The following is a 22,874-nucleotide window of genomic DNA, read 5'->3' as shown; positions in this document are numbered from 1 at the left end:
AACGGCCCGGTGGAAACCGGGCCGTTGTTTTTTTGCGCGGACACGCATGGCGGGTTTACGTGCGCAGGATCATGGCTTTGACACGCATGGCGTGTCACTACGATCCTTGGTCGGGCGACCCGTAGGGACACGCCATGCGTGTCCACGCGGTGCCGAACGGCCTATCAATCCCCGTCCGCCGCCACAAAGCCACCGGTCTGGCGGGCCCACAACCGCGCATACAGCCCGCCAGCGGCAATCAGCTCGGCATGCGTGCCGGTTTCCACAATCCGGCCCTGATCCATCACGACCAGCCGGTCCATCCGTGCAATCGTGCTCAACCGGTGCGCAATCGCAATCACGGTCTTGCCACCCATCAGCTCATCCAGGCTGTCCTGGATCGCCGCCTCCACTTCCGAATCCAGCGCCGAGGTCGCTTCGTCCAGCACCAGGATGGGGGCGTCCTTGAGCAGTACGCGGGCAATGGCGATGCGTTGACGCTGACCACCAGACAGCTTCACCCCGCGCTCGCCCACATGCGCGTCATAACCGGTACGTCCTTCGCCATCGCGCAGCGTCTCGATGAACGCATCGGCACGGGCCTTGGCGACGGCCGCACGCAATTCGTCTTCCGTGGCATCCGGGCGACCGTACAGCAGGTTGTCACGGATCGAGCGATGCAGCAGCGAGGTGTCCTGGGTGACCACGCCGATCTGTCGGCGCAGGCTTTCCTGGGTGACTGCGGCGATGTCCTGGCCATCAATGCGGATGTGCCCGCTCTCCAGGTCGTACAGGCGCAGCAGCACGTTGACCAGGGTTGACTTGCCGGCACCGGAGGGGCCGACCAGGCCGATTTTCTCGCCCGGCTTCACCTCCAGGTTCAGCCCGGCAATCACCCCTCCCTTCTTGCCGTAGTGGAAGTGGATGTCCTCGAAGCGCACACCGCCGGCAGTGACCTGCAGCGGCACCGCGTCGGCCCGATCCTGCACGGTCAGCGGCTGGGCAATGGTGGTGATGCCGTCCTGCACCGTGCCGATGTCCTCGAAGATGCCGTTGATGGTCCACATGATCCAGCCGGACATGTTGTGGATGCGGATCACCAACCCCGTCGCCAAGGTGATCGCGCCCACGGTGATGTCGCCGCGGCTCCACAGCCACAGCGCCAACCCACAGGTCCCGGCAATGAGGAAGCCGTTGACGATGGCGATGGTCAGGTCCATGCCGGTGGTGACCCGGGTCTGGCGGCGATGCTTCACCGCCAGCTCTTCGATGGCCTCGGCCACGTACGCCTGTTCGCGTCCGCCATGCGCGAACAACTTCAGGGTGGGGATATTGGTGTAGCCATCGACGATCCGCCCCATCGCCTTGGATCGCGCTTCCGAGGCGATCCAGGCGCGTTCTTTCGCACGCGGCACGAACACCCACATGATCACCACGTAGGCCGCCAGCCACAGCACCAGCGGAATCATCAAGCGCCAGTCAGCCTGGGCGAACAGATACAGCGCGGTGCCGGTGTAAACCACGATGTACCAGAGCGAGTCGACCATCTGCACGGCCGATTCGCGCAGCGAAGTACCGGTCTGCATCACCCGGTTGGCCATGCTGCCGGCAAAATCATTCTGGAAGAACGACAGGCTCTGGCGCACCACATAGTTGTGCATCAGCCAGCGCGAGCGGTTGCTCAGCCCGGGCACGATGGCCTGGTTGACCAGCAGGTTGTGCAGGCCGACCAGCACCGGCCGGGCGACCAGGGTGATCGCCGCCATCCACAGCAGGGTGTCGGCATGCCGCGTGAAGAAGCTGGCATCTGGCTGTTCGCTGACCATGTCGACGATACGGCCGAGGAAATCGAACATCGCCACTTCCACCAGCGCCAGCAGCAGGCCGGCCACCAGCGTGGCCAGCAGCACCGGCCACACCGGGCGCAGGTAGTACAGATAGAACGCCGCCACATTGCGCGGCGGCATGCGCGCATCCACCGGCGGGAACACCGGAATCAGCGATTCGAACCAGCGGAACATCCTGTCATCTCCAACAACACTGCTGCGGCCGGTCATTGTAGTGCCGGGCCATGCCCGGCAACCTTAGCCCACCTTCACGGAGCAGGCACCAACACCAGATCCTGGAAATCAAAACTGAAGTCGGTCAACGACGAAATCGCCTGCATACGCACCTCGCGCACCTTGCCATCCGGGTCCAGGCTGAAATTGACAAAGGCATCGGCATTCAGCGAACGATCGTCCCAGCGCACAATGAAGGTATCGTGCTGCCAGTGCTCCAACCGGCCCAACAGCTGCTCGGTCTTGTCGAAGCGCAGGCGCAGGCCACCGTTGGCGGTTTCAACATGCACGTCGCCATACCATGCATCCCGATAACGGCCAGCGTACTTCGCCAGCGGCAGTGACGGTTTCGACTTCGGATCGCGCGCGGCCTGGTGCGCGGCCCAACCTTCGTCGGCCTTGTCCTGCGCCTTGGCCACGGCCGCAGCGTAGGCGGCCACCCAGTCGGTGGGCGTCTGCGGCTTCAGATAGGCGTCCAGCACGTCCAGCGTGATCGCATTGAACGCAGCGCCGACTTCCTGGTTGGTCAGCACGACGATGCCCAGCTTCTGTTCCGGCACCAGGGTGACCCGCGACACCATGCCCGGCCAGCCACCGGTGTGCCACACCAGCTTCTGCCCGCGGAAGTCGCTCAGGCTCCAGCCTTCGCCGTAACCGGCGAAGTTCGGCTTTGCCGCGGCCAGTTCCGGCACAGCGGGTTCGGCCACCACCTGCGGGGTGATCACCTGCCACATCGCCTGCTGGGTCTTGGGGGTGAACAGCGGGGTGCCGTTTTCCATCACGCCCTGCGCCAACTGCACCTTCATCCAGCGTGCCATGTCATGCACGCTGGAGTAGATGCCGCCGGCACCGGCGTTGTTGGACCAGGTCAGCGGTGCCACCGTACGCAGGTCGCTGAAGTCGTACTTGGCATGCCCCACCGCCGCCTTGTCGCCGGCACGCAGATGGTCAGCGTTGTAGCGGGTGCCACTCATCCCGACCGGGGTGAAGATGTGCTGCTGCAGGAAGTCCGCATAGGACTGTCCCGACACCTGCTCGATCACCTGCTGTGCGACGGCATACAGAATGTTGTCGTAGGCGTAGCGGTCACGGAAGCCCGCCTTCAGCGGCACCTTGCCCAGGCGCTGCACCACTTCAGCATTGCTGTAGGTGGTGGTCGGCCAGAACAGCAGGTCACCCGCACCCAGGCTGAGTCCACTGCGGTGGGCAAGCAGGTCGCGGATGCGCATCTCGCCGGTGACATACGGGTCGGACATGCGGAACGACGGCAGGTGGTCGATCACCCGGTCGTCCATCTTCAGCTTGCCCTGCTCGGCCAGCAGGTTCAGCGAGGTGGCAGTGAACGCCTTGGTATTGGACGCGATGGCGAACAGGGTGTCGGCCTGGACCGGGTCCGGCTTGCCCTGTTCACGCACGCCGAAGCCACGTTCCAGGACCACCTGCCCATCCTTGACCACCGCCACCGCTACGCCGGGCACATCGAACTGGTCACGCACACGCTCCACCGTGGCCTCCAGCCGGGATTCCAGTTCAGTCGGCGCGGCGGCCGATGTCAAAGGTGCGCACGCCAGCAGCACGACGCCTCCAATCCATGATGTGTTCAAGCAGTGTCTCCACGGAGCTGTAACCGGAATGTCGAGGCCGCATTCAGCGCCCCCTTTTCGCAGAATGGTAACGCGCCCCGCCGCACCCTCGCCTGTGCCAGAAGCCCGTCCGGAGTTGCCGCCATGACCGTCCCTGCAGCCAGTGCCATCATTCCCTGCCTGCGCTACCGCGATGCCCATGCGGCCATCGCCTGGCTGGAACAGGCCTTCGATTTCAAGCCGCAGGCGGTGTACGCCGACGGTGCCATCGTCTACCACGCCCAACTGGTCTACGGCGGCGGCATGGTGATGCTGGGGTCGGTCGACAACGGCGGCGAATGGGGAAAACTGGTCGTCCAGCCGGACGAGATCGACGGTCGCGAAACCCAGAGCCCCTGCGTGATCGTGGACGACCCGGACGCGCACTACGCCCGCGCGGTCGCGGCGGGAGCCAAGGTGGTGATCGATATCGCCGACCAGGATTACGGCGGCCGTGGCTATGCCTGCCGTGATCTGGAAGGTCACCTGTGGTGGTTTGGCAGCTATGACTCATGGCAGCCCGGGCATCCGACGGCATGACGGCCGCCGCCGGCACCATCCGCACCGGAATCGGCGGCTGGGTGTTTCCAGAATGGCGCGGCGGAACGTTCTACCCGGTCGGGCTGCCACAGCGCGATGAACTGGCGCATGCGGCCGCGCATCTGGGCTGCATCGAGATCAACAGCACGTTCTACCGCGCACAGAAGCCTGCGGTGTACGCGCAATGGCGCGAACAGACACCGCCGGGTTTCCGTTTCTCGGCCAAAGTTCCGCGCAGCCTCATCCAGGGGCATGACCTCGCTGCAGTCGCCACACGTGCCGATGGCTTCATCGAGGGGATTACCACCCTGCAGGATCGGCTTGGCCCCCTGGTCTGGCAGTTCGGCGAGCAGCACCCGGCCGGAGCACAGGAATTCGACCGTCTGCTGGAAAGCCTGCCACGCGAGGCGGAGGGACGCGTGCTGCAGCATGCGCTTGAGGTGCGCAATCCCAGCGCGTGGACCCCCGAGCTGATCGCGGTGGCGCGCGCCCATCGCGTGGCGTTGGTGTACAGCGGCTCGACGGACTATCCCAGCCATGCCGACCCCACCGGCCCCTTCATCTATGCGCGGCTGATGCAGTCACGCGCCAACCTGCGCGCCGGTTACCCGCAACGCGAGCTCGAACAATGGGCGCTGCGTGCGATGCGCTGGGCGCGCGGCGAGGACAATCCCGACCTGCCGCATCTCGGCCACGAGGTGGCCTTCGCAGCCTCGCGCGAGGTCTACATCCTGTTCATCGGTGCCGCGAAGAAACGCAATCCCGGTGCGGCAATGGCGCTGCGCGACCAGTTGCGCAGCGTGGGCGGGTAACCGCCGGTCAGCGCCGGGACATACTCTGATCCACTTTCCAGAGCAGCGCGCCGAACGCAGTGAAGGCCAGCGCCATCGTCGCCACGTTGCCCAGAAAGCCCTTCCACCCCAGCACCGGCCAGTCCAGGAACGGATAGGGATACTGCCCGGTGCGCTGCCCCAGCAGCAGCGCCCACGCCAGGTAGACCACCGGCACCAGCAACGCGAGCAGCAGTTGCCGCCAGTGCAGCCCGCCATGCTCGCCCAGCACCCAGCCCAGCAGGTAGAGCACCGGGACCGCGTAATGCAGGCCGATGTCGGCCCACCACTGCAGCCCTTGCGGGTGCCAGAGCGTGCGCAGCAGCAGCACGTAGACCAGCCCGGTGATGGCGATGTACAACGCCACCGCTGCGCGCGGACCGGGACCGGCCACACCGCCCGCATCGCCGCTGGCACGCGCTACACAGACGATGGCCACGCCGATGTTGCTGAGAACGGTGAAATACCCCAGGAAGCGCCACGCCGCACTGCCCACACCGCCAGGATCGCTGCCGGCAGGCATCAACAGCACGAACTGCAGCACCAGCGACAACAAGGCGACCAGGGCGGTCAGCCCGGCCAGAGATCGGGCCACGGTGGAAGGTGCGCGCATGGTGTTCCTCGCGAAGGTTAACGCGCACAATACTCGCATGCCGATGACCGATACCCGCAAAGCGCTGCTGCAAATCCATTTCTGTGTGCTGTTGTGGGGCATCACGGCCATCCTCGGCGTCCTGATCAGCCTGCCCGCGCTGCCCCTGGTGTGGTGGCGCATGCTGCTGGTGGTGGCCATGCTGGCGCTGCTGCCCCGGGTCTGGCGCGGCCTGCGCCAGCTCTCCCCTGCCCTGCTCGCCGGTTATTGCGGGGTCGGCGCACTGGTCGCGCTGCACTGGCTCACGTTCTATGGCGCGGCGAAACTGGCCAATGCCTCGGTGGCGGCGACGTGCATCGCGCTGGCCCCGGTATTCACCGCGGTGATCGAACCGTGGGTGGCCAAGCGCCCGTTCCAGCTGCGCGAGCTGGCGTTCGGCATCGCCGTGCTGCCGGGTGTGGCGCTGGTGGTCGGCGGCGTGCCCGATGGCATGCGCCTGGGCGTGCTGGTGGGCGCGCTGTCAGCGCTGCTGGTGGCCGTCTTCGGCTCGCTCAACAAGCGTCTGGTGAGCCATGCCGACCCGCTCACCGTCACCGCCGTGGAGCTGGGTGCGGGCACGCTCACTTTGACCCTGCTGGCTCCCCTGCTTCCCTTCCTGCTGCCTGCGCTGGCCAGCCCGTTGTGGGTCTTGCCCGACCTGCGCGACAGCCTGTTGCTGTTGACCCTTGCCGGCGTCTGCACATTGCTGCCGTTCGCCTTGGCGCTGGTGGCACTACGCCATCTGAGCGCGTACACGGTGCAGCTGGTGACCAACCTGGAACCGGTCTACGCCATCCTGCTGGCAATGGTGCTGCTGAGCGAGCAGCGCGAACTTACCCCGCTGTTGTATGCCGGCGTGGCTATCATCGTCGGTGCCGTGTTCCTGCATCCGCTGTTGAACCGCCGCAAGCCGGTGCAGCATCCGGAGATTCTGGGGACGGCTGAGGCGCGGAACATCGCGGAGTAAGGTCGACACGGCTCTACATGTCGGTGATTTGATATCCGGGCGCGTGGCGACGCGTTCATTAGACATGCGGCTGTATTTCTATGGAGGCGCGGCTTGCCCGGCTGCCCGACCATCCGGGTGGTTCAGCCGGACAAGCCCGGCTCTACGCAACTTCCACGCGATCGCGGCCGCTGCGCTTGGCCTGGTACAGCGCGGCGTCGGCGCGGGACACAGTCTGGTCGACGTTGTCGCCGGCCTTGTGCGCGGCCACGCCGATGCTGATGGTGACCGGGAAGCCCAACGGCAGCTCCGCCACCGCCATGCGCAGGAAGTCGCACTGCAGTTCGGCGGTGCGCAGGTCGGTGTCGGGCATCAGCACCACGAACTCCTCGCCACCGTAACGCGCCGCCATGCCCCGTCCGGAGAAATGCGCGCGCAACAGCACGCCCAGTTCGGCCAGCACGCGGTCGCCGGTGGCATGGCCGTGGAGGTCATTGATCTGCTTGAAGTGATCGATGTCCACCAGCGCCACGGCGGTCTGCCGCGGCTGGCCATCGGCGTCCAGCAGCGAGGCCTCCAGCGCCACCGACATGGCGCGGCGGTTGGGCAGGCCGGTCAGTACGTCGGTGCGGCTCTGTTCGGCCAGATCGGCGTTCTGCGCCAGCAGCAGGTCGTGATACTCGTTGAGCAGCCGCTCGTAGTCCTCGCGCTCCAGCATGTGGCTCTGGATGTCCTGGGCGAAGCGGCGCAGTTCCATCACCAGCATCACCTGCCGCGACAACGCCGCCAGCGCCTCGGTCTGGTCGGTATCCAACTGGTGCGGCTGCGGGTCGAACACGCACAGTGTGCCCAGCGGATAACCTTCGTTGCTGATCAGCGGCGCACCGGCGTAGAAGCGCACATGCGGTGCGCCGGTGACAATGGGGTTGTCGTGGAAACGTTCGTCAACGCGCGCATCCTCGATCACCATCACCTGCTGCGGCTGCAGGATGGCGTGACCACACATCGATTCAGCACGCGGCAGTTCCGCCGCCTCGGTGCCCTGGATGGACTTGAACCACTGCCGCTCGGCATCGATCAGGGTTACCGCGGCCATGGACGTGCCGCACACCGCCTTGGCGATGGTGACCAGGTCCTCGAAGGATTTCTCCTTGTCGGTGTCGAGGATGCGGTAACGGTACAGCGCGTCCAGGCGCAGCGCCTCGTTGGAAGGCTTCTCGGGCTTGATCATGCAGCGGGTCGAAATCCGGGAGCTGGCGGCAGTCTAGTCCGAATCGCGTGACGGAGCGTGAGCGCCCCGTGCACGTCGACCACGGGCTTACCAGTCCAGCTGTTTGGGCAGCAGACCCTTCAACTCGGCATCGGTCAGGTTGCGCCACTGGCCCGGCTTGAGCGCGCCGATCTTGATGTTGTCGATGCGCACCCGGCGCAGCTGGGTGACCCGGTAGCCGAAGGCGGCGGCCATCAGGCGGATCTGCCGGTTCAGGCCCTGCTCGAGGATGATACGGAAGCCGAACTTGGCGATGCGCGAGGTCCGGCACGGCAAGGTGGTTTCGTTGTGGATGCGGACGCCGCGGGCCATGCCGCGCAGGAATTCGTCGGTAACGGGCTTGTTCACCGCCACCAGGTACTCCTTCTGGTGGCCGTTCTCGGCGCGCAGGATCTGGTTGACGATGTCGCCATTGCTGGTCATCAGGATCAGGCCTTCCGAATCCTTGTCCAGCCGGCCAATCGGGAAGATGCGCTGTTCGTGGCCGACGAAGTCGACGATGTTGCCCTTGACCGCGCTTTCGGTGGTGCAGGTCACGCCCACCGGCTTGTTCAGCGCGATGTAGACGTGGCGGCGGCCGCCGCCCTTCTTCGCCTCGCGGGCGCGCAGCGGCTGGCCGTCGACGAGGACGACGTCGCCTTCACCGACCACCGCGCCGGTGCCGGCGGCGATGCCGTTGACGGTGACGCGGCGTTCGCCGATCAGGCGGTCGGCTTCACGCCGGGAACAGAAGCCGGTTTCGGCGATGTGTTTGTTGAGTCGGGTGGTCATCCCGCCATTATCCGGGAAAACCGCGCTGCCGGGCATGACGCCATGTCACCCGCCGTCGTAGACCTGGTTGCGACCGGCGCGCTTTGCGCTGTACATCGCGTGGTCGGCGCGGCGCAGCAGTCCGGCCAGATCGTCGCGACCGGGCTGCCACACCGCCAGCCCAATGCTGGCGGTCAGTGCCAGCCCGTCCAGCGCTAGTGAAGGCGACACCGCTGCCACCTGCTGGCGCACGCTTTCCAGCCGCGACAGGGCTGCGGCGCGATTGGCACCCGGCAACAGGATCAGGAACTCCTCGCCGCCCATGCGAACCACCTGGTCCTGCGCGCGCACCGCCGTTCGCAACGCGCGCGCTACCGCGACCAGCACGCGGTCGCCGGCTTCATGACCGAACCGGTCATTGATGTCCTTGAACAGGTCGATGTCAAGGAAGCCGATCGCCAGCGACTGCTGTTCGTGCGCCGGCCGCTCCAGATGCCGGGCAAGCAGGCGCAGGCCGGCACGGCGGTTGGGCAGACCGGTCAGGCCATCGGTATCCGCCAGCTGCCGCATCTCATCGCGCTGCTGGCGCAGCCGGCCCAGACGCAGGTTGAGCGCATAGGCCGACATCATCAGGAACCAGGTGGCAGACAGCTGCAGCGCCTCGATCCGGTAGGCGATCAGCCACTGCGCCTGAACCAGGTCGGCCAGCATCATCACCCACCAGGGCAGCAGCGCCGACAGGCCGGCCAGGGCGTAATAGTCACGGCGGCGCAGTGCCCATAGCCCGACCCCAAGGCAGACCAGCAGGCCCAGCTGGAACACGTGCTCCAACACATCCGACAGCCAGATCAGTCCGCTCACGCCGAACCACGGCACGAACAGGGCCGTGGCGACGCCGGCCCACAGCACCAGCTGCTGTCCCAGCCGCGAGCGCGGCCACAGGCGGTCGCCGCCATTGAGCCGCCACAGCACCGGCAGCAGAATTCCCAGGGTGACCGCGCTGAGCGCGATCAGCCACCACGAGGCGCTTTCGTAGACCGGCAACCACGGCTCCGGATAGCCGCTCAACCCGCCCAGCACTGACTGCCACAGCACGAACACCAGGCACACCGCGACATAGATCAGGAAAGAGCGGTCTTTGGCGGTGACGTAGCCCATCAACGCCGAGAGCGCCAATGCGATCGCCACCGCGATGCAGGACACCCGAACCAGCAGGCGTGCGGTGTCGTTCTGCTGGACCGGGCTGGGTGCGCCGAGGCGCACCGTGGGCACCCAGTACGGCTTCAGTGGTGTGGTCCAGGACACCACGATCGGTTCATGATCACCGGCCTTGGGCACCACCACCATGCCGATGCCGGCGCGGAAACGGGAATCCCGGGTGCGGGCATCATGCATGTTGCCGCAGATCTGGCGGTCACCGTGGCTGATCCGCACTTCGCCGGTGAACACGCCGAACACGTCGACCGCCTGCGGCTGGCCGGACCAGCCTTCTGCCGGTGCTGGAACCTCGAGAATTTCCTGGTGGCGGGCCAGCACCTCGGGAGAACACGCCCGCTGTGGCGTCTGCTCGTCCGTAGCCGCGCCGAGCAGCAGCACATCGCGCCCGGGCTCCGGGGCATGCGCGAAAGCCTGTAGCGGCACCAGCAGGGTGAGCATGAAAAGAAGCCAGACCAGGCCGGGTGGCCCCTGCCTGCCTTGCTTGAACCCCACCATTCCTGTCCTCACACCACGGCCCCGCCTGCTGCCGACACACCCTGCGCGTGCCGTCCCCGGTGACCATTATCGCAAGTTCTGCTGCGCCGCATCGCCACGGGCTGCCCACAACGCCGACTGGGTCATTTTTTCCAGCGCCATCGGCCGCTCCACCGCGTACCCCTGCAGCCCGTCCACCCCCAGCGCCTGCAGCTGGTCGGCCACCTCGTCCGACTCCACCCATTCGGCCACCACGGTCATGTGCAGTTCGCGGCCGATTTCGGTAATGGCTCGAACCGTGGCCCGGCTGACCGGATCCATGTCCATGTCGCGCACAAACACGCCGTCGATCTTCAGCATGTCCGCCGGCAGCTGGCGCAGGTAACCGAACGAGGACAGGCCGGAACCAAAGTCATCCAGCGCCACCCGGCAGCCTCGCGCCTTCACTGCCTCGACGAAACTGCGGGCCTGTTCCAGGTTGCTGATCGCCGCGGTTTCGGTGACTTCGAAGCACAGCTTCCGGGCCAGTCCACGATTGCGCTCGAGCAGGTCGCTCACATAGGCCAGGAAGCTGGGTTCCGTGATCGACTGCGCCGACACGTTCACGTTGCACAGTCCCAACCGCTGCACATGCCCGGGGCAGACCTGCAGGTGGCGGAACAACAGGCCCAGCACGTGCCGATCCAGTGCCATGCCCATGCCATAGCGCTCCACCGCCGGCATGAACTCGCCGGGGCTGTGCAGTTGGCCATCGCGCCCGCGCAGACGCACCAGCACCTCGTAATGCAGGAACGCAGGATCATCTCGCCAGACAATGCGCTGCGCGAACAGCAGCATGCGGTTCTCGGCCATGGCCGCCGACACACGGGCCAGGCGCTCGGCTTCCCGCCGCCGCTCTTCCAGCGCCTCCCGGGTCTCGTTGTAGAAGTGAACGCGGTTGCGGCCCGCCTGCTTGGCGGCGTAGCAGGCACTGTCGGCGGCGCTCATCAGCCAGTTCACATCGGCCACATCAGCGGTGATCTCGACCACGCCGACGCTGCAGCGCACCTGCGGCGCGCCTTCGCCCTGTACTGCGCCGGCCTGGCCCAACGAACGCATCACCCGTTGCAGCACCTGGCGTGCATCTTCCTGGCCGGCATGCGCGAGGAACAGGGCGAACTCGTCGCCGCCCATGCGGCCGACCCAGTCGCCATCGCGCACCGCGCCCACCAGGTACTCGGACAGGCTGCGCAGCAGCTGATCGCCTGCCGCATGGCCAAGCCCATCATTGACCAGTTTGAAGTAGTCCAGGTCGATGTAGCACAGGCTGTGCACGCCACCGTGGCTGCGGACGTTCAGCAGCGCCTGCTCCAGCCGCCGCTCGATCTCGCGGCGGTTGATCAGGCCGGTCAGCGGGTCGTGGCTGGCCTGGTGCTCCACCTCACGGGCCAGCGCATGGTTCTGCGACACATCTTCAATCATCGCGAAGACCCGCGTCGGCCGGTTGGGGGCCTGTACCAGCGTGCCACTGCTGCGCCCCCACAACAGGCTGCCGTCGGCGCGACGGAAGCGCAGCTCGGCCGGGCGCAGCTGCTGGGGCCAGTCGATGGCTCCGTTTGAGCTCTGCACCAGTTCACCTTCCACCAGCAGCTCAGGCAGGGTCATGCCGATCAGGATGTCGCGCCGGTAGCCCAGCATGTCCGCGGCGCTCTGGTTGGCCTCGACGATGCGGCCTTCCACATCCAGCTTGAGCATGCCGATGGTGGCTTGGTAGAACGCGGCGCGAAAGCGGCTTTCCTTCTCGATCAGGTCGTTGCGTACGCGGCGCGCAAGCAGCGCCGCCACCACGGTGATCAGCAGCACCGACAGACCGCCGACGATCAAGGTGGTGATGCGCACGATCGACGCGGTGTTGAGCAGCGACTGCGAGTACGCATTGGCATGCGCCTGCAGGCTGCGATCGAGCGCCTGCAGATGCAGCAGCATCGCCTGACGTACTTCCGGCGGCATGCCGCCCGCCTGGTGCATGGCCTCGGCGGTATCGGCCATCTGCTGCAGCTGCAGGAGCCCATGATCAGTGCGCCTCCAGAACTGCACCGCGTCGCGGAAGTAGCTCATGCCACCCAGATAGCGGAACGACAGGATCAGGCGTTCGGCGTCGGCAGGGGTGTTGTGTCCGCGCAGCAGGCCCTGGCGCGCCCGTTCCCGGTCCAGGTTTTCCTGCTCCATGGCCAGGCGCGCGTCCAGGTCGCCCAGTGGCACCGCCAGGGCGGCGCGGGCGTCAGCCAGATTGGCCGGATTTCCCGATTCGATGTAGCGCGCCAACGAAAACGTGGCGCGCTGCTGCCCGCGCGACCAATGGCTCTGCCCGACGATCCACGCCGTGGATGCCGCCTGCAGTTCCTGGATCAGCGCGGAGATGCCGACCAGTCCGATCGCCATTCCGGTCAACAGCACGAACCGCAGAGTCAGCCCCTTTGTCACCTGCGGTACCGCGTTGCCACCTCCCTCTCTGTTACCGCTTCCCAGCATGCGCCCTCCTGTCCTGTCGTCGCTGGTTGCGATTCCAGGCTGGCCTGCGCCCGCCGACGCCTGCCCGCCCTCCCAAGCACGCCATACAGCGCTGAGGCTATGTCCGGGCGTGTTGAGGTGGTGCGAAAACGGGCTGAACGAAAAACGCCAGCCCGGAGGACTGGCGTTTTTCAATGTGTGCCGACCAACGGTCGGCACCTACCGGAGCGGTGTGCCGACATGTGGTCGGCACCTACCGGGTCAGCGCGGACCGCGCGGCTTGAAGCCGTCGCGACGCGGTGGGCGGTCGTTGCCGCCCGGGCCACCGCGGTGGCCGCCCGGCTTGCCCGGGCCGCGCCCGAACTTCGGCCGGGCCGGCGGACGCGACGACGGGGTCAGGTCTTCACCCGGCTCCACGCGGCGCATCTGAAGCTGCTGGCCCGACACCCACACCTTCTTCAGGTGGGTCAGCAGGTCGCTGGGCATCTCGGCCGGCAGGTCCAACACGGAGAAGTCATCGTGAATATCGATGCGGCCGATGAAGCGGCTTTCCAGACCGGCTTCGTTGGCGATCGCGCCGACGATGTTGCCCGGCTTGACGCCGTGCACATGGCCCACTTCGATACGGAAGGTTTCCATGCCGGCTTCCGGCGCACCGCGCGGGGCGATATCGCGACGCGGAGCGCGCTCGAAACCACCGTCGTTCTGGCCAAAGTCACCTTCCGGACGCGGGCCGCGGGCAGCGCGGTCGTCATCGCGGCGCGGGCCACGTTCGAAGCGCGGCTCAAAGCGCGCCGGGCGCTCACCGCGGTCGGCACGATCATGGCGCTCGCGCGGAGCGCGGTCTTCACGCGCACCACGCACCGGCGGGGTCAGCAGGAACGGCGAATCGCCCTGCAGCAGCTTGGCCAGCGCGGCGGCAATGTCGATCGCCGGCACATTGTGTTCGCCCTCAAAGCGCTGCAGCAGGTCGCGGTAGAAGTCGATGTTGCCGTCCGCCAGCGCGTCGCTGATGCGGCTCATGAACTTGTTCACGCGGGTGTCGTTGACCGCGTCCACGCTCGGCAGCTGCATTTCCTCGATGGGCTGGCGGGTGGCGCGCTCGATGGCGCGCAGCATGCCCTTCTCACGCGGGGTCGCGAACAGGATCGCATCGCCGGTGCGCCCCGCACGGCCGGTACGGCCAATACGGTGCACATAGCTTTCGGTGTCGTACGGAATGTCGTAGTTCAGCACGTGGCTGATGCGTTCCACGTCCAGACCGCGCGCGGCCACGTCGGTGGCCACCAGGATGTCCAGCTTGCCTTCCTTGAGCTGGCCAATGGTGCGCTCGCGCTGGGCCTGCTGCATGTCGCCGTTGATGGCAGCCGCAGCCAGACCGCGGGCCTGCAGCTTTTCCGCCAGTTCTTCGGTACCGGCCTTGGTCCGCGCGAAGATGATCATCGCGTCGAACGGCTCAACTTCCAGGATGCGGGTCAACGCATCGAGCTTGTGCATGCCGCTCACCCACCAGTAGCGCTGGCGGATGTTGGCCGAGGTGGTGGTCTTGGCGGCGATGGTGACTTCGGCCGGATTCTGCAGATAGGTCTGCGCGATGCGGCGGATCTGCGGCGGCATGGTGGCCGAGAACAGGGCCACCTGGCGGGTCTCCGGCAGCTTCTTCAGCACCGCTTCGACATCGTCGATGAAGCCCATGCGCAGCATTTCATCGGCTTCGTCCAGCACCAGGGTCTTCAGCTCGGACAGGTCCAGGGTGCCGCGATCCAGGTGGTCGATCACGCGGCCGGGGGTACCCACCACCACGTGGACACCGCGGCGCAGGGCCGACAGCTGCTGGCCGTACGGCTGGCCGCCGTACACCGGCAGCACGCGGAAGCCCGGAATCTTGGCCGAATAGGTCTGGAAAGCTTCGGCGACCTGGATGGCCAGTTCGCGGGTCGGGGCCAGTACCAGCACCTGCGGCTTGGTCTGGTTGAAGTCCAGATTGGACAGCACCGGCAGCGCAAACGCAGCGGTCTTGCCGGTACCGGTCTGGGCCTGGCCCAGCACGTCGCGGCCTTCCAGCATCGCCGGGATGGTGGCGGCCTGGATCGGCGACGGGGTTTCATAGCCGACGGCAGCGACCGCCTGCATCACAGCATCGGACAGGCCGAGGTCTGCAAACAGCAGCGGCGCGGGGGTTTCTTGGGACATGGAAAACTCCAAAGGCACTGCCGTCTTACAGGGCAGTGCGATAAAAAAAGGTGATGGTCCGCGCTTTGGGCGCCCTTTCTTATCGCGTGCCCTGGCGCTGCTCGGTTGGAGGAGAATTCACTCGCTCAGGCCGGCATGATACCGCATCGTTCCTGAACAACGTATACAGATTCCGGCAGGGATGCCGCTGCGCCGCCTGCTGACGCACAATACGCGCCCTCTTCCGGCCCGGCGCTACCGCTGCGCCTCTTCACAGGATACCCGCTGCATGCAGACCCTCGAATTTGATCTGGACGGCGAGTACGTCGAACTCAAGCAACTGCTCAAACTGGCGGACCTGGTGACCAGCGGTGGCGAGGCCAAGATGCTGATCGGCGACGGTCAGGTGCTGGTGGATGGCCAGGTGGAACTGCGCAAGGCCTGCAAGATCCGCGCGGGCCAGCAGGTGCAGTTCGGCGACACGGTCATCAACGTGTTGGCCGATCCCGAGGCGTAAAGCCCGCCTGCGGCGTGTGACGACCAACGGTCGTCACCTACCGGTGGGGCATTCGATACGCCAGATGGGACATGCGGTCGGTAGGTCACGACCGTTGGTCGTGACCCGTCAACGTTGGGTGAGGTGCGCGGCGATCAGCTTCCTGAACGGCACCACGCCCTGCGCCAGCCGAAGTCCGGCGCGGCGCAGCACGCGCGCCGGCAGTCGGTCATCGGTATACAGGGCCGTGATGGCATTGGTGGCTTCATACAACGGGCGTGCCGCCAGCCGGTGGCCGCGCTCATAGCGGTCCAAGCCTGACGGTGCGGCGATATCTGTGCCGCGTTCTGCCGCCGTGCGCAGCACTGCAGCCAGCCGATCCTGGCTTTGCAGGCCCAGGTTGAAGCCATGCGCGGTGACCGGGTGCATGCCCACCGCGGCATCGCCGATCAGCGCGCAGCGCTCGCCCACGAAGGCATTCGCAAATACCCCGACCAGCGGATAGGCAATCGGCTTGGCCACCGGCTTCATGTTGCCCAGGCGGTACTCGAACAGGGTGCTGATACGGGCTCCGAAGCTGTCCTCGTCCAGCGCCATCAGCTCGGCAATCTGACGCGGCGGCAGGGTGATGACGGCCGAGGCCAGATCGCCATTGAGCGGCAGCAGCGCCATGGTGCGCCCGTAGCCGAACCACTCCCACGCGGTGTGCTGGTGCGGCACTTCGATCTGCATGCGGCAGACCAGCATGGATTTGCCGAAATCACGCAGCTTCGCGCCAATGCCGAGCAACCGGCGGGTGGCCGAGAAGCGGCTGTCAACGGCCACCACCAGGCGGGCGTGCAGGCAGCGGCCGTCACTGAGGGTGACCATGCTGTGGGCCGGACCGGGCACGACTTCGCGCACGCTGGTCTGGTCAATCAGCTGCAGGCCGGTCTGGCCTTGCACGCTGTCCCAGGCGGCACGGCGGATCAGGTGGTTGGGCACCAGCCAGCCGAGTGCATCGCCTTGCTGCTGGTCGGCGGAAAAGGTCAGCGCGAAGGCCGAACTGCCGTCCATGACCCGCGCGTCGCGCAGGTCGGAGATCTCCGCCGGGTCCAGCCGTTCCCACACCCCCAGCTGTTCCAGGATGCGACGTGAGGCATGGGTCAGCGCGATTTCGCGGCCGTCAAAGGCGGCGTCGGCCAGTGCCGCGCGTGGCTGCTGCTCGACCAGGGTCACGCTCAGGCCGCTGCCAGCCAGCGCGCGCGCGAAGCACAGGCCCGCCGGCCCTGCCCCCACCACCAGCACGTCGACCGGTTCGACCGGTGCGGTTGCGGGGGTGTCGTGCGCGCCCTGCGCCTGGGTTGCGGTATCCGGCATGAGTCCATCCTGATGACGTGTCTGCATTGAGCTTACCGCCCTGCCCGACCCATGCCCTTGATCTGGATCAGCCGGGTTCGCCCGCGTTCACCCCAGGTCGCGCAGCAGCGCCCACACCATGAGCACGATCCCAGCCAGCGAGACCATCCACACCGCGCTGCGCAGCACCGGAATGCCTGCGGCATATAGCGGCACATACACCAGTCGCGCCCAGAAATAGACCTGCGCCGCCAGGGCCGTCAGCCCGTCCTGGCGCTGGGTCAGCACCACGGCCAGCACGGCCGCGGCAAAGAACGGGAAGGTTTCCATGAAGTTGGCCTGCACCCGCAGCAGGCGCGCGGCCACCTTGCCCGGCGGCGGTGCCTCGCCGTCGCGGGCAGACACGTTCCAGGCCAGCCCGCGCTCGCGGGTGACCGCGAAATCGGCAACCAGCAGCTGGACCAGACCCAGCACGATCGACCAGCCCAGCATCTGCACTTCAGTCCCCATGACGCCTCCTTCAATCACGGAATGCAGCGTTGATCAGGGCGCAGCAGCACGCACGCTGTAGCCGGCCAGGCGCCAGACCTTGTCGTCGTCCAGACGGAATGAGACCAGCTCGCGCACCGGCTGTGAGCTGTTTGCGAACTGGGTCGGGAAGCTGACGTTGATGTACAGGCCCTCCGGCACAGTCGAACCCGGACCGTACTTCACCCGCGTCACCACCGGCTGGCCGCGCGAGGTCAGTGCCCCCAGGCGTTTGCGGTCTGCGGCCAGCTGATTGACGAAGGTCTGCTCGGGCACCGCCTTGCGGGCCACCGCCGATGCGCCTTTCCAGGCCTCGGCAGCACGGTTGCTGTCCACCAGCACTGCAATCTGGCGGGCCGCGGCGCTGAGCTGGTCGTCCTGTTCCTTGACCTGCTTCTGCTGCGCCGGGGTCAGTGCAGGACGCGCTGGCGTGGCCGCAGTCGCCGGTGCGGCGGCTGAAGGCGCGGACGGGGCCGGGCGCGCCGGGGCCGGTGCGGGAGTGGCCGGGGCTGGCGTCTGGGCCAGCGCGGCAACGGGAAGCAGGAGCGACAGCAGCAACGAAACACGCATCGGTTCACCATCCAAGTGAAAGGTAGCCAGAGTCTAAGCCACCTGCGTTAGCACGCCGTCAGTTGCGCTCGGCGGCCTCGGCTGCCGGCTGCGCCGCTTCACTGGCGGTGCGCTCGGCCAGCGGGTCCTGCGACTTGCTGGTCGGCGACGGCAGCAGGGTCGAGACGTCGATCTCCGACAGCGGGCTTTCCGCCGGGCAGGTTTCATCCGGGAAGCCGAAGCGCTGCTTCAGGGCCTGCCCACACGCGGTGACCGCTTCCAGCTCGCTGCCCTCGCGCTTGCACTCCTGGTCGAAAGCGACCAGGAACGCATCCTTGCGGCGCACAAAGTCGTCGCCGCACTTGCGCATCTGCTTGATCCGCTCCAGGTCGTCCTGCACCGCATTGGTGCCGTCCAGCCCGAACTGGCGCAGTTCATCGGCGCTGAGCAGGCGCAGGCTGCGGTTGGGGACGGTCATCATCAGGTCGGCCACGCCGACCGCCACGCCGTTGCGCTGCAGGTAGTCCTTGACGTTGTCATAGACCTCCTGGAGTTCGCGGTTGAGCTCCGCACGCGAGGTGGCCTTGGAGCTGATCCGCATCATCCGGTGGATGCCTACCTTGCCAGCCACCAGTCGGTTGTCGCCCGCCGCCAGCACGAACACGCAGGCGCTGTGGCAGACCGAACCTTCGCGTACCCAGATGGTCCAGCGCGATTCACCGATGCGGTCGCCGGCCACGATCGCCGCCTCGACCTGACCGCCACTGGAATCCAGATCCAGAATGCGGCTCTGGATGCGCTGCGCCTCGGCCACCAGCGCGGTACGGGCCACCAGCTCAGAGAAGCCTGGATTGATCTTGCCCACATAGCGCAGGCGCAGCAGGCCGCGTTCGGCGCAGGGGGCGATGGCCGCATCCAGGCTGGCGCGATCCAGTGCCTCCAGCGCCACCCCGTCACCGGCGTCTGCGGCGTAGTCGGTATCGCAGCTGATCCAGGCCTTGCCGTTTTCCAGAGCCACCTCGGGCCAGCCCTGCTCGCCCTTGCGCGGCGGTGGTGGCACCGCCGGCGGCGCGTCGGCGGCGTTGATCGACACCATGTTGTTGCCATCCACTGCCGGTGCCCGCGCGGCCTTCTCGGCGGCGGTCACGTTGCCCGGGTTCTCCAACTGGCTGCAGGCCGCCAGCCCCAGACACAGCAACGGCAATCCCCACGACTTGAGCAACATGAATACCCGGTTCCCGTTCGATGGCGTGCCAACAGCGACACGTGAAGGCACAGTCTAGTGCGAGCGGAGGCGCGCGCGGGAACCTGCACTGAACCGCCCGGTCGACCCGGCTCATACATGTCCGAAAATGGCGAGCCGGGGCCGGGTTCCGAGCATAGACTGGCTGCCATGGACACCGCCCTGCCCCTGGACTACGCCGCCTGCGAAAGCGCCCGCCTTGCCCGCGATGCGCGCTTCGACGGTGTGTTCTACACCGCTGTGCGCAGCACGGGCATCTACTGCCGCCCGGTGTGTCCGGCCCCGCCGCCGAAGCCGCGCAACGTGGATTACTACCCCACGGCTGCCGCTGCGGCCGCCGCCGGATTCCGTCCGTGCCTGCGTTGCCGACCGGAGCTTGCCCCGGAGGCGCAGGACGCGCTGCATAACGAGACCCTGCAGCGTGCATTGGCGCTGATTCACGACGGCTACCTGCAGGACGCGGCGGTGGGCGAGCTGGCCGCGCGCGTGGGGTTGAGCGCCCGGCAGTTGCAGCGCCTGTTCGTCGCCCGGCTTGGCGCGGCCCCGGCACAGATCCATGCCACCCGCCGCTTGCTGCTGGCCAAGCAGCTGCTGACCGAAACCGGGCTGCCGGTGACCGACGTGGCCATGGCCGCCGGCTACAACAGCCTGCGCCGCTTCAACGCCGCCTTCCTCGAGGGCTGTGGCATGCCGCCTTCCGCGATCCGCCGCCAGCGCGGCGCACTCGACGACGGCGCGCTGACCCTGCGCCTGGGCTACCGCCCGCCGCTGGACTTCCCGGCCATGCTGGCGTTCCTGCGCCGGCGTTGCATTCCCGGCATCGAGCAGATCGGCGACGACCGCTACCAGCGCGTGATCGGCCCCGCCGAGCGCCCCTCGATCATCACGGTGACGGCTGACCCCCGCCGCCCCGAGCTGCTGCTGCAACTGGGCCAGATCGATCCGCGCGGGATTCCCGGGGTGGTACGCCGGGTACGCCGCATCTTCGACCTCGATGCTGACCTGCGCATGGTCCATGCGAGCTTCGCGCAGGAACCGTTGCTGGCACGTGGCGTGGCCGAACGCCCCGGCCTGCGTGTACCCGGCGGATGGGACGGCTTCGAAGTCGCAGTGCGCGCAGTGCTCGGCCAGCAGGTCAGCGTGGCAGCCGCGATCACCCTGGCCCGGCGCGTGGTGGACCGCTTTGGCGGCGTGCTGGAAGGCATGCCAGAAGGACTGGACCGCGAATTTCCCACGCCCGCGCAGCTGGCCGATGCTCCGCTGGAATCGATTGGCCTGCCGCGCTCGCGTGCGGCCACCGTGCGTGCCGTCGCCACCGCAGTGGCGGAAGGGCGGCTGGACTTTGCTGCCGGCCAGCGCCTGGACACCTTCATCGAGCGCTGCGTCGCCCTGCCCGGCATCGGCCCCTGGACCGCGCATTACATGGCGCTGCGGGCACTGGGCCTGCCCGATGCATTCCCGGCCGGCGATCTGGTGCTGCAACAGGTGCTGGGTGAAGGCACCCGCCTGAGCGAACGCGCTACCGAGGCCCGCTCGCAGGCCTGGCGACCGTGGCGTGCGTATGCCGTGCTGCATCTGTGGCACCTGGCCACGCCGACCGTGACCACTTCAGGAGACACAAAATGACCCTGCTCTATGACACCTTCGACAGCCCGATTGGCGCGCTGACCGTGGCCGGCGACAGCCAGGGCATCCATCACATTCTGTTCGAGAACAACCGCTACGACGCCAAAGGCCGAGAGCGCTGGCAGCGCGATGCGCATGCGCTGCGTGATGCGCGCACGCAGCTGCTGCAGTTCCTGCACGGTGAGCGCACCACCTTCGAGCTGCCGCTGGCACCGCATGGCACCGATTTCCAGCTGCGGGTGTGGAAAGCCTTGGCGGATATCCCGTTCGGCCAGACCTGGAGCTATGTGCAGCTGGCCCGGCACATCGGCCAGCCGACCGCGAGTCGTGCAGTAGGTGCGGCCAATGGGCGCAATCCGCTGCCGATCGTGCTGCCGTGTCACCGGGTGATCGGGGCCAGCGGTGCGTTGACCGGGTTTGGCGGCGGCATTGAGACCAAGGCCGCGCTGCTGGAACTGGAGGGCCGGGGCACGCCGCTGCTGGTGTGATGTGCCATTGGTTGTCTTCGCGCGGTCACCGGTGCGGCCTATGATGGCCGGATGATCTCTGTCCGCCTGACTCTGGCGATTGCCGCCACCCTCGCGCTGACCAGTTGTGCCAGCACCCCTTCCACTGCACCCTCGACGGTTGCCGTCACGCCAGTCGCCACACAGGCACCGAAGCTGCTGCTGGTCTCCATCGACGGCCTGCGCGCGGACATGCTCGACAAGGGCATCACTCCGAATCTGTCGCGCATCGTGCACGACGGTGTACGCGCGCAGTACATGACGCCTTCGTATCCCTCGCTGACGTTCCCGAACCATTACACCATCGTGACCGGGCTGCGTCCGGACCACCACGGCATCGTGCACAACAGCATGCACGAGGACGAACTGGGCAGCTTCAAGTTGAGCAAGCGCGAAGCGGTGACGGACTCGCGCTGGTGGGGTGGCGAACCGATCTGGGTAGGTGCGGAAAAGGCGGGCCTGCGCACGGCGATCTGGTCGTGGCCCGGCAGTGAAGCGGCGATCCAGGGCGTACGTCCGACCCAGTGGCGAATCTACGACGGCAGCGTGCCGTTGCCTGACCGGGTGGACGAGGTGCTGGGCTGGGTGGCGCGCGATGATGCGCAGGCTCCGCGCCTGGTGACGCTGTACATGGAGAACGTGGACCACGAAGGACACCAGCACGGACCGAACTCACCCGAGTATGCGGCGGCGGTACAGGATGCCGACGCAGCGGTGGGCCGGCTGCTGGATGGCCTGCAGGCACGCGGCATTGCGGACAGCACCAATGTGATCGTGGTGTCGGACCACGGCATGGCGCTGGTGCCGGAAGGGAACACGATCGCGGTCGAAGACATGGTGGATCCCTCGCTGGCCAAGGACGTATCCGTCGGCCAGTCGGTAGGTTTCGCCCCGCTGCCGGGCAAAGAGGCGCAGGCAAAGAAGGCACTGCTGGGCGCACACGCGCAGTACGACTGCTGGACCCGCGAAACGCTGCCGGCGCGGTGGGAATATGGCTCGAACCCGCGCATCCCGCCGATCATCTGCCAGATGCACGAAGGCTGGAACGCGATGCGCCGCGACCGCATCCAGGAAAAGGCCGGCGAGCGCGGCTCGCACGGTTACGACAACGCCCTGCCCTCGATGCGCGCGGTGTTCATCGCCCGTGGTCCGTCGTTCAAGCAGGGCGAAACCCTGCCTGGCTTCGACAACGTCGACGTGTACCCGCTGCTGACGAGGCTGCTCGGCATTCCGGCCGCACCGAACGACGGCAGTCCGGACACACTGCTGCCTGGGTTGAAGTGACCGCGTACTGCACGGGGTTGCACGCGCTCCGTGTCGCCGGGCGTTGCCCGGCTGCTGTTGGATCTGGGCGAACAGCCAGTGTTCATCGGTTCACTGGTTTGGCAGATCGGGGCGGGCGTTCCGGGGGACGCTGCAAGTACGTCCATGTAAGCTCGATCGCCGCATCCATGCGGCTCACGCCCCCTCCAGCCCGCCCCGACCCGCCTTCGACAGTGCGTCGGTGGACAGCAGAGATCAAAGGCACGTAGCCCCGGTAGCGTCGGTCGACAGACGACGGCCTTGAAATCCCCAACACCCGGTAACGCATGACCCGAATCGAAAC

General features: G+C 66.9%; 19 protein-coding genes. 7 read left to right on the top strand and 12 right to left on the bottom strand.

The window, feature by feature from the left end:
* Positions 1–164 precede the first annotated feature (164 nt).
* Both smrA and PDM29_RS13740 read right to left on the bottom strand, forming a co-directional pair.
* A complete protein-coding gene (gene smrA, locus PDM29_RS13745; RefSeq protein ID WP_311190667.1) occupies positions 165–2,000 on the bottom strand; it encodes a multidrug efflux ABC transporter SmrA in 1,836 nt (611 codons plus the stop codon).
* A gap of 74 nt (positions 2,001–2,074) precedes the next feature.
* Positions 2,075–3,643, bottom strand: coding sequence for a serine hydrolase (locus PDM29_RS13740; protein ID WP_311190666.1), 1,569 nt, complete (start codon positions 3,641–3,643; stop codon positions 2,075–2,077).
* Between the two features lie 123 nt (positions 3,644–3,766).
* Between PDM29_RS13740 and PDM29_RS13735 the strand changes: the two genes are divergently transcribed.
* Together PDM29_RS13735 and PDM29_RS13730 are read left to right on the top strand one after the other, a co-directional pair.
* Positions 3,767–4,201 (top strand): VOC family protein, encoded by a 435-nt coding sequence (locus PDM29_RS13735; protein ID WP_311190665.1) that lies wholly within the window; start codon positions 3,767–3,769, stop codon positions 4,199–4,201.
* On the top strand, positions 4,198–5,013 hold the full coding sequence (locus PDM29_RS13730; RefSeq protein WP_311190664.1) for a DUF72 domain-containing protein: 816 nt from the start codon (positions 4,198–4,200) through the stop codon (positions 5,011–5,013). Before PDM29_RS13735 ends, PDM29_RS13730 begins: the two co-directional genes overlap by 4 nt.
* Positions 5,014–5,020: 7 nt before the next feature.
* Here the strand turns inward: PDM29_RS13730 and PDM29_RS13725 are convergent, their stop codons facing one another.
* Positions 5,021–5,644, bottom strand: coding sequence for a Pr6Pr family membrane protein (locus tag PDM29_RS13725; protein WP_311190663.1), 624 nt, complete (start codon positions 5,642–5,644; stop codon positions 5,021–5,023).
* 37 nt (positions 5,645–5,681) lie between these two features.
* Between PDM29_RS13725 and PDM29_RS13720 the strand changes: the two genes are divergently transcribed.
* Positions 5,682–6,629 carry a DMT family transporter gene (locus tag PDM29_RS13720; protein ID WP_311190662.1) on the top strand — a complete coding sequence of 316 codons (948 nt, stop codon included), beginning with the start codon at positions 5,682–5,684 and terminating at the stop codon, positions 6,627–6,629.
* 142 nt (positions 6,630–6,771) lie between these two features.
* Here the strand turns inward: PDM29_RS13720 and PDM29_RS13715 are convergent, their stop codons facing one another.
* The 5 genes from PDM29_RS13715 to PDM29_RS13695 all read right to left on the bottom strand — a co-directional run bounded on the left by PDM29_RS13715 (position 6,772) and on the right by PDM29_RS13695 (position 15,003).
* Positions 6,772–7,839, bottom strand: coding sequence for a GGDEF domain-containing protein (locus tag PDM29_RS13715; protein ID WP_311190661.1), 1,068 nt, complete (start codon positions 7,837–7,839; stop codon positions 6,772–6,774).
* Between the two features lie 87 nt (positions 7,840–7,926).
* Entirely contained in the window at positions 7,927–8,649 is a 723-nt protein-coding gene (locus PDM29_RS13710) for a pseudouridine synthase (protein ID WP_311190660.1), read from the bottom strand.
* A gap of 45 nt (positions 8,650–8,694) precedes the next feature.
* Positions 8,695–10,284 carry a sensor domain-containing diguanylate cyclase gene (locus PDM29_RS13705; RefSeq protein ID WP_311190659.1) on the bottom strand — a complete coding sequence of 530 codons (1,590 nt, stop codon included), beginning with the start codon at positions 10,282–10,284 and terminating at the stop codon, positions 8,695–8,697.
* A gap of 123 nt (positions 10,285–10,407) precedes the next feature.
* Complete coding sequence (locus tag PDM29_RS13700) at positions 10,408–12,831, bottom strand: putative bifunctional diguanylate cyclase/phosphodiesterase (protein ID WP_311190658.1); 2,424 nt, start codon at positions 12,829–12,831, stop codon at positions 10,408–10,410.
* Between the two features lie 240 nt (positions 12,832–13,071).
* Complete coding sequence (locus PDM29_RS13695) at positions 13,072–15,003, bottom strand: DEAD/DEAH box helicase (RefSeq protein ID WP_311190657.1); 1,932 nt, start codon at positions 15,001–15,003, stop codon at positions 13,072–13,074.
* Between the two features lie 268 nt (positions 15,004–15,271).
* On the opposite strand from PDM29_RS13695, the gene PDM29_RS13690 reads away from it, so the two are divergent.
* Complete coding sequence (locus tag PDM29_RS13690) at positions 15,272–15,499, top strand: RNA-binding S4 domain-containing protein (protein ID WP_311190656.1); 228 nt, start codon at positions 15,272–15,274, stop codon at positions 15,497–15,499.
* Between the two features lie 108 nt (positions 15,500–15,607).
* Here the strand turns inward: PDM29_RS13690 and ubiM are convergent, their stop codons facing one another.
* The 4 genes from ubiM to PDM29_RS13670 form a co-directional block, all read right to left on the bottom strand.
* On the bottom strand, positions 15,608–16,837 hold the full coding sequence (ubiM, locus tag PDM29_RS13685; RefSeq protein WP_311190655.1) for a 5-demethoxyubiquinol-8 5-hydroxylase UbiM: 1,230 nt from the start codon (positions 16,835–16,837) through the stop codon (positions 15,608–15,610).
* Between the two features lie 87 nt (positions 16,838–16,924).
* On the bottom strand, positions 16,925–17,326 hold the full coding sequence (locus tag PDM29_RS13680) for an MAPEG family protein (RefSeq protein WP_311190654.1): 402 nt from the start codon (positions 17,324–17,326) through the stop codon (positions 16,925–16,927).
* A 33-nt stretch (positions 17,327–17,359) separates the two neighbouring features.
* On the bottom strand, positions 17,360–17,914 hold the full coding sequence (locus PDM29_RS13675) for a DUF4019 domain-containing protein (protein WP_311190653.1): 555 nt from the start codon (positions 17,912–17,914) through the stop codon (positions 17,360–17,362).
* A gap of 58 nt (positions 17,915–17,972) precedes the next feature.
* Complete coding sequence (locus tag PDM29_RS13670; RefSeq protein ID WP_311193787.1) at positions 17,973–19,115, bottom strand: COG3904 family protein; 1,143 nt, start codon at positions 19,113–19,115, stop codon at positions 17,973–17,975.
* A 171-nt stretch (positions 19,116–19,286) separates the two neighbouring features.
* Here PDM29_RS13670 and PDM29_RS13665 point away from each other — a divergent pair, with 171 nt between their 5' ends.
* The 3 genes from PDM29_RS13665 to PDM29_RS13655 are packed head-to-tail and all read left to right on the top strand — an operon-like array spanning position 19,287 to position 22,552.
* Positions 19,287–20,762, top strand: coding sequence for an AlkA N-terminal domain-containing protein (locus tag PDM29_RS13665; protein ID WP_311190652.1), 1,476 nt, complete (start codon positions 19,287–19,289; stop codon positions 20,760–20,762).
* Positions 20,759–21,250: a methylated-DNA--[protein]-cysteine S-methyltransferase gene (locus PDM29_RS13660; RefSeq protein ID WP_311190651.1), complete on the top strand. Its 492-nt coding sequence runs from the start codon at positions 20,759–20,761 to the stop codon at positions 21,248–21,250. Before PDM29_RS13665 ends, PDM29_RS13660 begins: the two co-directional genes overlap by 4 nt.
* A gap of 51 nt (positions 21,251–21,301) precedes the next feature.
* On the top strand, positions 21,302–22,552 hold the full coding sequence (locus PDM29_RS13655; RefSeq protein WP_311190650.1) for an alkaline phosphatase family protein: 1,251 nt from the start codon (positions 21,302–21,304) through the stop codon (positions 22,550–22,552).
* Positions 22,553–22,874 lie beyond the last annotated feature (322 nt).

This window comes from Stenotrophomonas oahuensis, assembly GCF_031834595.1.
In the GTDB taxonomy this organism is placed as follows: domain Bacteria; phylum Pseudomonadota; class Gammaproteobacteria; order Xanthomonadales; family Xanthomonadaceae; genus Stenotrophomonas; species Stenotrophomonas oahuensis.
The sequence above is the reverse complement of the archived record's forward strand: the minus strand, read 5'-3'. Positions and strand labels throughout refer to the sequence as shown.

Coding starts and splice junctions, on each gene's coding strand:
- smrA (WP_311190667.1), bottom strand. CDS start 2,000: ATGTTCCGCTGGTTCGAATCGCTGATTCCGGTGTTCCCGCCGGTGGAT.
- PDM29_RS13735 (WP_311190665.1), top strand. CDS start 3,767: ATGACCGTCCCTGCAGCCAGTGCCATCATTCCCTGCCTGCGCTACCGC.
- PDM29_RS13730 (WP_311190664.1), top strand. CDS start 4,198: ATGACGGCCGCCGCCGGCACCATCCGCACCGGAATCGGCGGCTGGGTG.
- PDM29_RS13725 (WP_311190663.1), bottom strand. CDS start 5,644: ATGCGCGCACCTTCCACCGTGGCCCGATCTCTGGCCGGGCTGACCGCC.
- PDM29_RS13720 (WP_311190662.1), top strand. CDS start 5,682: ATGCCGATGACCGATACCCGCAAAGCGCTGCTGCAAATCCATTTCTGT.
- PDM29_RS13715 (WP_311190661.1), bottom strand. CDS start 7,839: ATGATCAAGCCCGAGAAGCCTTCCAACGAGGCGCTGCGCCTGGACGCG.
- PDM29_RS13710 (WP_311190660.1), bottom strand. CDS start 8,649: ATGACCACCCGACTCAACAAACACATCGCCGAAACCGGCTTCTGTTCC.
- PDM29_RS13705 (WP_311190659.1), bottom strand. CDS start 10,284: ATGCTCACCCTGCTGGTGCCGCTACAGGCTTTCGCGCATGCCCCGGAG.
- PDM29_RS13700 (WP_311190658.1), bottom strand. CDS start 12,831: ATGCTGGGAAGCGGTAACAGAGAGGGAGGTGGCAACGCGGTACCGCAG.
- PDM29_RS13695 (WP_311190657.1), bottom strand. CDS start 15,003: ATGTCCCAAGAAACCCCCGCGCCGCTGCTGTTTGCAGACCTCGGCCTG.
- PDM29_RS13690 (WP_311190656.1), top strand. CDS start 15,272: ATGCAGACCCTCGAATTTGATCTGGACGGCGAGTACGTCGAACTCAAG.
- ubiM (WP_311190655.1), bottom strand. CDS start 16,837: ATGCCGGATACCGCAACCCAGGCGCAGGGCGCGCACGACACCCCCGCA.
- PDM29_RS13680 (WP_311190654.1), bottom strand. CDS start 17,326: ATGGGGACTGAAGTGCAGATGCTGGGCTGGTCGATCGTGCTGGGTCTG.
- PDM29_RS13675 (WP_311190653.1), bottom strand. CDS start 17,914: ATGCGTGTTTCGTTGCTGCTGTCGCTCCTGCTTCCCGTTGCCGCGCTG.
- PDM29_RS13665 (WP_311190652.1), top strand. CDS start 19,287: ATGGACACCGCCCTGCCCCTGGACTACGCCGCCTGCGAAAGCGCCCGC.
- PDM29_RS13660 (WP_311190651.1), top strand. CDS start 20,759: ATGACCCTGCTCTATGACACCTTCGACAGCCCGATTGGCGCGCTGACC.
- PDM29_RS13655 (WP_311190650.1), top strand. CDS start 21,302: ATGATCTCTGTCCGCCTGACTCTGGCGATTGCCGCCACCCTCGCGCTG.